Raw genomic sequence first — 8,233 nt, 5'->3', positions numbered from 1 at the left:
TCAATTTTTATAATTGAGATAGTTTGTGCCGCTTAAATAAAGAGGTTTTGATAACCAAATTAAAGCAGCTCTAAAGAGTTTTGAGTTAAAAGTTAAACTTCAAGTTTTCATTCAGGACAAATGTACTGATTAACTAATTTTCCCCAAAAAATTAGTTAACCCATCATTATAACATATAATTAATTTGCAAGAGTTCTAGTTTGTTTCGGATATTTTTGAATGTATTCCAAAATGTAGTTTTTCATGGCTTTTTTTGAGTTAATATTTGTTTTATTATATCCTATTGTTGTGATTTAATTAAATTAGGTCGAGGTCGATTATATCAAGTTGTTGATACTATCTATTTTCCATCGGGTTAATAACAACAACATTTTGCTGCAATTCTGATAATTTTTCTTAATTAATTGCCAGAGACTTTTTTTATTAAATAATACTAAATCTTGCGGTGATCGCATTAAATCCAAACTTTTCCATCTACTGAGTATAGCTTCAAGGAATACTCGGAAACCAGGTTCTTCGGTTTGTGCTATGCAATGGACGGAGTTATAAGGGATGAAATCCTTATAGAGACAGACATTGCTGCGATTTTTGTCAATTGTTTTTGATCTAGAGCGAACTAATTAATTAAGTCTCTTGCCAGATAAAAATTTAGTCGATTTATGCCACCCTATTGAACCATACCAAGTAACGAAGAACCGCACTTCTCAACAGCTATTTGAGAGAGAATCCTTAACCTTTGTTAAAAATAAGTGAGTGGACAGGCTCGGAAAAATTAAGTTTTGAAAATTTGACGGCACTTTACTATACTTTCACTTTACCCTAGAAGAAGAGCATCAAAAAGTCAAAAAATATCCATGAAGACGGTCAACAAGGAGGGAATAAGCCAACGACCTCATGCCTAGAAAAAAGCTTTTTAAGTAGGAATTAAAAGAGCGGCGGACAGGATGAGGAGTTTGAAAGATTGAGAGGAAAAATGCCATGACGACAACCGTTCAACGCTTAAGCCAACTAAATTTTGCATCCCTATCACCGGCAGGGGGATTGTTCCCGTCGCCGATCACCTGGGAAGACCAAACGTTCTATTTCTTGATGCTCGATCGCTTCTCCGATGGTCGTGAAAACGGGTACAAGGACAACGAGGGGAATTTAGTCCGGAGCGGGACAACCCCACCCTACAGTCCGGCTGGTGCGGAAAATGCCGTGAAAACCGAGGCGGATGCAGCCCGCTGGCGCGAAGCAGGAGTCAAATACGTGGGAGGGACGCTCAAAGGGTTAGAGAGCAAAATCGGCTATCTGAAACGATTGGGGGTGACGTCGCTCTGGATTAGCCCTATTTTTAAACAGGTTCGGTTTCGGGAAACTTATCACGGCTACGGCATCCAGAATTTTCTGGAGGTAGAACCCCACTTTGGCAGCCGCGAAGACTTGCGGGAAGTGGTGCGAATTGCCCATGCCAATGGCATCTATGTGATCCTGGACATCATTTTGAACCATGCGGGCAACGTCTTTTCCTATGCGGGAGAGCGCAATCCCCCTTGGACTGGCAATACTTACTCGGTTGATGGCTTCAACGACAGACAGGGCAATCCTACCATTCCCTTTGTCAAAGCCAATCCGCAAAATCTGCCCGATTATGAGGGGGCAATATTTCCTGCTGAATTCCAAGACCCCAATGCCTTTACCCGCAAGGGGTACATCAAAAATTGGGACTACGACCCCGAATTCCGCGAGGGGGACTTCTTTGACCTGAAAGACATTCATCACGGCTACGGTGCTGCTGATGATTACCAAGTATCTGATGCCCTGCGCCATTTGTGTGAAGCTTATAAATACTGGATCGCCTACGCCGATATCGATGGCTTCCGCATTGATACCGTCAAGCACATGGACATTGGCGCGACCCGCTACTTTGTCTCGGTACTCCACGAGTTTGCCCAAAGCATTGGCAAGGAAAATTTCTTCCTGCTGGGCGAGATTACCGGCGGGCGCAAACGAGCCTACGAAACCCTGGAATTAACTGGACTCAGTGCGGCGCTAGGAATTGATGATATACCCGATAAGTTGGAATACTTGGTCAAGGGATACCGCAATCCGAACGACTATTTCAGCCTGTTCCGCAACTCGGAGTTGGTCAACAAAGGCTCTCACCTCTGGTTCCGCAATAAGGTGGTGACTTCCTTTGACGACCACGATCAGGTACGCAAAGGCAATCAGAAAGCTCGTTTCTGTGCCGATGCCCATGCCTCGAAAGTAGTGCTGAATGTTTTAGCCTTGAATGCTTTAACCCTGGGCATTCCCTGCATCTACTACGGCAGCGAACAATGTTTCGATGGGCGCGGAGGGAGCGATCGCTACATCCGGGAGTCGATGTTCGGCGGTGAATTTGGGGCGTTTCGGACGCGAGGGCTGCATTTCTTCAATGAAGACAATCGGGTTTACCAAGAACTCGCTAAAGTTCTAGAAATACGCCGGAAAAACATCGTCCTGCGTCGTGGTCGCCAATACCTGCGCCCGATTTCAGCACCCGATGATGGAGTCCGCTTCAGCTTGCCGGAGATGGTGAATGGACAACTGCGATCGGTGGTGCCTTGGTCACGGATTTTCAACGGCCAGGAGGTGCTACTGGCGATTAACACCGATTATGACCAGCCCAGAACCGCTTGGGTGACCCTCGACAATGAACTGCACCAAGGAGGTGATGTTTTGACGTGCATTTACTCGACGGATGCAGCGCAGGTGGGTCAGTCGGTGACGGTGGAAGCGCGGAATGGGAAGGCAGTGTTGATTACCGTTCCAGCCGCAGGTTTTGTGATTTTTGGGTGAGTAAACTCTAATGCGATTGTAGTCGATTTGTCAAAGGGCAAAGTGAGCAGAGAGCAAGGAGTGAGCACAATCAAAAAGTTGAGTTTTACCGCAAGATAAAAAGAGGTAAGCATCATGATGAAAGAAAAGCAGTCTACTCGTCAAATATTCGATCAATCACCAGAGGGACGTTTTGGTGTGCGTAACTTCTGGGAACTACTGATTAAGCTGATTATCGGACTAATCATCGTTGTGACATTCACCATATACTGGCAGAGTCAGCTGGAGCGAAATCCCCGGTATTGGATTGTTGTCTTATCCCTCATCGGGTTATTAATTTGGCTGATTCTACGACAGAAACATTTTGTTGGCCTTAGCTGTAACCTAACTGACCCAAATAACTGCAAACACGGCGATGCCGCTCTGCTCAACAATTATGTACTCGAACCAATTCTTGGGACAGCAACAGGACTCGGTTTCAGTCGTTATCAGTTGGAGGTATTTTGGTCAGGAACAATCCCTATAGCGGACGCTGTTATCTACGCTAATCCGGCGGGAGATCCCGACGCAACCCTCAGTATCGGGAATCACCAAGTCAACAACGGAAAGCTTGGCTTTGTTGACATTCAGAAGGCTATTCTTGGTGCAGCAGATCATGTTCTCACCTCCACTCAATTCGAGGTGCGTCTGTATGTATTTGGGTTAGATGGTAGTCAAAAGACTTGCACAACGACCTTCTCGATTACGGCAGCCCGTGCCTATATCAAATACATTGGTGGGGGATGGTCACACGATGTCACTAATGTTAATGAACCGCTACGTCATAACGACAACAGCACCGCAGATGAATTAGCAGTTGGTGGTTATATTAGTGTGCGTGGCGCAGCAGATACCTATGGCTGTAGTTCAGAGCAAATTGCAGAATACAGCCTTTGGATCAAACCCGACCCAACCTTTAACCTCCCCCAACCCTCTCAAGGCTTGCCCTACGATCCGGTTGCAGATGGCTGGACGAATATTACCAGGGTGGTTTATACCGATAACGATCAACGCATATATAACAAGCTGAATGGTATGCCAACCCCGAACTTCTTAACCAATAGTTCAATCTGGTCAACCCGTTCAGTATGTATCCGGCCAGACTTCATGCCCCTAGTTTGTTTTCCTATTCCCAACTTGGTGGAGTTTTACTGGAACAGTCGTGTTGGCGTTGAAACGGGCAGTGGTAAGTACAGTTTCTTGTTGAAGGTTATAGATACAGCAGGTAACACTTACTATGACATCCAGCGGGTATGGATCGATAACGAAGCAATTCTTGGAGGGATTAGAGGACTAGCGGGACTTGGTGCTTGCGAGGATCTTTATATTCTGGATGTGTCTGGCGGCATCATCTCCATTGAAGGGTATGCTACCGATCCGCTCATTGTCTCAGGTGATTTAACTAAGCCGACTAGCGACAACTTTGATCGTTACCAAATATGGTTCCAAAAGCAGGGTGCATCAGGCTGGCAAGAATTAGAAATTCCACTGATTGGCGGTAGTTACCCAGGATTGGATAAGAATAAACCAGTACCTGAGCGCACAATTTGGAGTGGCGGTTCCACACCACCTGTGGGCGTACTTGCTGAATGGGATTTGCGTTGGCTCGATGCCGCAACAAATCCGAAAGGCTTACCAACCGATCAACTACTGGCTGTAGGTAAAAGCTGTACCTACACTCTGAGGGTAGAAGCTTGGGATAAAACACTTGTCAGCGAAGATGATCCCCACTGGACTGGTGGATCGGTGGTTTTCTCAGTTGTAGTTCACAACGCCCATAAACCACCAATTCCTTAGAAACTTCTCAGCAACCCCAAATATTTTTCAACAAACAAGGATGGTAGCTATGCAATTCAAAATTACAGGTCGTATTCGCGAGAAAGAAAGTGGGCTTGGCGTTCGAGGTTTGATGGTTCGAGCCTACGATAAAGATTTGCTCTACGACGATCTACTGGGAACGGCACTTACCAATGAGGAAGGTCGTTTTGAGATGGTTTACTCCGAGAAGGATTTTCGTGAGCTATTTGAATGTAAACCGGATATCTATCTATCTATCTACGCCCCGCCCTACCGATTTCTCGTAGATACGAAAGACGCAATACGATGGGAAGCGGGTACAGAGGAGCACTTCGAGCTAGAAATTGAGCGCGAAATCCTGGGGGACATGGCACCATCAAGACCAGATGACCAAGTCGAGGGAGGTATCTCACTCCCAGCAGGAGTACTCCACATTGAAAAGCGGGACAATTTTGACATCCCCAAACTGCCTAGTTTCAGGACAGGAGGCATTCCTGGCGCACCAGCTTTGCCTGAACAAACCCAGTATGTAGCGTTGCCAATAGGTGGGGATGTTTTGTCCCTCGAAGTTATACCCGGAGACCCAATTCGGCTACCGGGTAAAGTGAACCCACTGCCTGCTCAAGCACCAGTACCGGATGTCGGGATCGATCCGAACCAATTTAGTGATGGCTTTTCCATAGAGAACGTTCATGTTGCCTTTACCCCCCTCGATTCCAAATATGTCGAACACCAGCACCCCTATCCTGAAAAGTTGGTGGAGTTGGATAAGGTGGAGGAAATTGGAGCGATCCAAATTGCAACTGTTCGGGTGCGCCCGCTGCAATACGATCCCAGCCAACAGGCTTTCATTTTCTATCCCAATTTACGCTACGCTGCGAAGTTTGACTTAGAAAAAGCCAAGCAACTGGCTGAACAAAGGGACAGGAAGGAGACAACGGTTGGTCAGTATTACACGGAAATCGTTAATTCCTTGTTGCAGAGCAACCTGGTGGTATCTGCGAAAGATTTGCGCTGGCCCAAGTTGATCTTGTTGGAAGAAGTGCCTTATGTCATCATCACCGATAACTATACCTGGCCAGAGGCAATTGCTCTTGGTGATGGAACGACGCGGGCGCCCAATTTATCCGAACGGGGAGTAGCTCTAGCTGGCAATTTAGTGTCTGAGTTTGAACGACTCGCTAAATGGAAAACTGCGCGAGGGGTACGAACGCGCGTAGTCACCGTGTCAGATATAGTCTCAGGTGAGTTTGGTGATTTTACCCAAGGAGGGTTCGCTCGGGATCTTCAAGAAGTCCTGCGGAATTTTATCAAGTCCATCCAGAAAAATTGGAAGACCTTATACCTGCTGCTTGCTGGTGATGTGAATGTCGTTCCCATGCGTCACCTTGTGGGGTCTAGCACCTATAACACAATTGGATGTTGGCGCCACCCAGACAACCCACCGCCTGAGAAAATCGGCAGCGATTATGTCAGCACTTGTCATTTTGTGAGCGGGAAGGCTGTAGTGAAGCTTCGCCCCATGTTTACACCTGCCAGTGATGATCCACTCTCCACGATGCATGGTGCGATTCGCATTCCCTTTAATCGCGAGGCAGGGAGCGGCTACCTGGGTTGGTACTACACCACAGAGACAGACTTTAAAACAAAAGATCAGGGGTTTAGCCGGTTACCAATCGGTCAAACATCTAACTACATCATTGTAGAAGGGCCAGAGGCTGTGCTTGACGATGATTACTACTGGGTCCGTGAAGTTAATAGTATTCCTTCAGATTTCTATTACGCCAGCTTAGTCGGTTCTGGCTATTCGATTCCAGGAAAGCATGATTTTGACAGCAACAACAACGGGCTGTACGGTCAATCTCATTGGGATAGCTCCGTTGATCAGGAAGTGACGTTGGATGCTGTGAGCTTCTACTCAGATGTTTGGGTAGGACGAGCGTCTGTTGAAAGTGGCGACCAAGCGCGTGGATTCGTGAACAAAGTCCTGACCTACGAACGATTGGAAACGCCCAATGGTGAGGCAAGTGTCGATGTCACCTATTTGCAGAAGATTCTTTATGCTTCATCCTACTGGGGGCGCGAGTTCCAGGGGTGTCAATCAGATACGGCTACTCCGCCGCAAGAAGGGATGTTTACCCACGTAGCGGGAGCAACGATGACCAAAATCCGCACAAAGTTTGATTTGACCTTATCTGGTAGTACTCCCTCCCATCGATTAGTATCCCGACGGGGGACTTCAAATGTTGTCATCCCTTACAATACGGCTGCAACCGCAACCAATCTTGGCTGGTATTTCACCACCAATGACACCTACAATACCCAAAGTGCTACGCCAACTCGCTTTGTGAAGGTGCTGGGGTCTGAAACAAAGATTAACCCTGAGTATTTCTTCTGGGATCCGACGGGCTTAGAACTGGCGGTGCAAGAAAAAGAAAATTTGCGAACACTGATGAATGGCTGGTATCCCAATTTCAACTCCGTAGAGCGACACTATGAAGATTACTTTGACCTAGCCGCACCACCACCCATTGTGCCACTGGAAGAAAATACGATCCGCAATGCTCTAAACAATGGTGCCCATTTCGTCAGTCTGAGCGGTCATGGATGGTGGGGTGGTTGTTGTGGAATTAATATCAATGATCAACCCAATTTCACCAATAACAGAAAATACTCCATCATGTTTGCCAACTCCTGCTCAACTGCAAAACCAGATGGCGTGGATTCTCTCGCGGAGATCTCCACTTTAGATCCTAATGGTGGCGCAGTTGCTTATGTTGGGAATACCCGCTACGGTTGGATTGGGGTTGGTGATAACTATGAGGAGTTTTTCTGGAGAAAACTGAAAGTTTTGGGTAACGCTGGTTCTGCGGCGGGTTTACGGCTTGCTACAGGAGGTGTGCGTAGCCTCTGGACTCTATACACGCAGACCCTCTTCGGAGATCCCGAAATGCCAGTATGGACAGATGCTCCGAAAATCCACGAAGTGACACATCCTGCTTCAATCGCTTTAGGAAATACGGTGACGGTGACCGTCCGTTACTTAGGTTCGCCAGTCGCCAATCATCGCGTCACCCTGATGGGGGGATGGTCTAACTCGTCCACAAGTCCACTGGTGTTTATGACAAAAACGACCAATTCATTTGGGCAAGCCAGTTTCTCTCTTCCTTCATCCACGCCGTTCGTGGCTCTCTTGAAAGTTACGGTCACCTATCCAAATTTCAAACCTTACGTTGGCACCATCACATTGACTGGTGGCGTACCTCCAGTTGGTTAGATCCTGAATTTGTATTAGAAGCTATGATGCGATCGCTTCTGTGGAGAACAAAAGGCGATCGCCAGAAGCAAACAGGAGGTGAAATTCCCTTGAGCTACTCAACTTGACAACAATGCGATCGCAGTTCCTGAAACAGGAAAGAAGCGATCGCACTTCTGGGATGTCCATGCCACAAAGTAGGGTCTGCTGAAAAAGTTTTTCCTGGGGGTAGGAGTCGGTCGTCAGGAGTCAGGAGCCGGTCGTTTCAGGCTTTGTTGCCCTTGTTTTTTGTACCAAGCGATGTACTACAAGAAGGATAATGCAAGGTTTTTGAAAGTC

The 8,233-nt window shown here is 47.0% G+C and carries 4 protein-coding genes; 3 read left to right on the top strand and 1 reads right to left on the bottom strand.

The window, feature by feature from the left end; translation table 11 throughout:
- Window positions 1–978 precede the first annotated feature (978 nt).
- The 3 genes from O9295_RS27045 (at window position 979) to O9295_RS27035 (ending at window position 7,915) form a co-directional block, all read left to right on the top strand.
- Window positions 979–2,823 carry an alpha-amylase family glycosyl hydrolase gene (locus O9295_RS27045; protein WP_288036350.1) on the top strand — a complete coding sequence of 615 codons (1,845 nt, stop codon included), beginning with the start codon at window positions 979–981 and terminating at the stop codon, window positions 2,821–2,823.
- A 114-nt stretch (window positions 2,824–2,937) separates the two neighbouring features.
- A complete protein-coding gene (locus O9295_RS27040) occupies window positions 2,938–4,638 on the top strand; it encodes a hypothetical protein (RefSeq protein ID WP_288036349.1) in 1,701 nt (566 codons plus the stop codon).
- A 49-nt stretch (window positions 4,639–4,687) separates the two neighbouring features.
- Window positions 4,688–7,915: a C25 family cysteine peptidase gene (locus O9295_RS27035; protein ID WP_288036348.1), complete on the top strand. Its 3,228-nt coding sequence runs from the start codon at window positions 4,688–4,690 to the stop codon at window positions 7,913–7,915.
- A gap of 21 nt (window positions 7,916–7,936) precedes the next feature.
- Here O9295_RS27035 and O9295_RS27030 read toward each other — a convergent pair whose 3' ends face one another.
- A complete protein-coding gene (locus tag O9295_RS27030; protein WP_288036346.1) occupies window positions 7,937–8,083 on the bottom strand; it encodes a hypothetical protein in 147 nt (48 codons plus the stop codon).
- Between the last annotated feature and the right edge of the window lie 150 nt (window positions 8,084–8,233).

The organism is Microcystis sp. LE18-22.4A (assembly GCF_027531105.1).
GTDB lineage: Bacteria > Cyanobacteriota > Cyanobacteriia > Cyanobacteriales > Microcystaceae > Microcystis > Microcystis aeruginosa.
Note: the sequence above shows the minus strand (reverse complement) of the source record. Positions and strands in the feature narration are given on the sequence as shown.

Coding starts and splice junctions, on each gene's coding strand:
- O9295_RS27030 (WP_288036346.1), bottom strand. CDS start 8,083: ATGGACATCCCAGAAGTGCGATCGCTTCTTTCCTGTTTCAGGAACTGC.
- O9295_RS27045 (WP_288036350.1), top strand. CDS start 979: ATGACGACAACCGTTCAACGCTTAAGCCAACTAAATTTTGCATCCCTA.
- O9295_RS27035 (WP_288036348.1), top strand. CDS start 4,688: ATGCAATTCAAAATTACAGGTCGTATTCGCGAGAAAGAAAGTGGGCTT.
- O9295_RS27040 (WP_288036349.1), top strand. CDS start 2,938: ATGATGAAAGAAAAGCAGTCTACTCGTCAAATATTCGATCAATCACCA.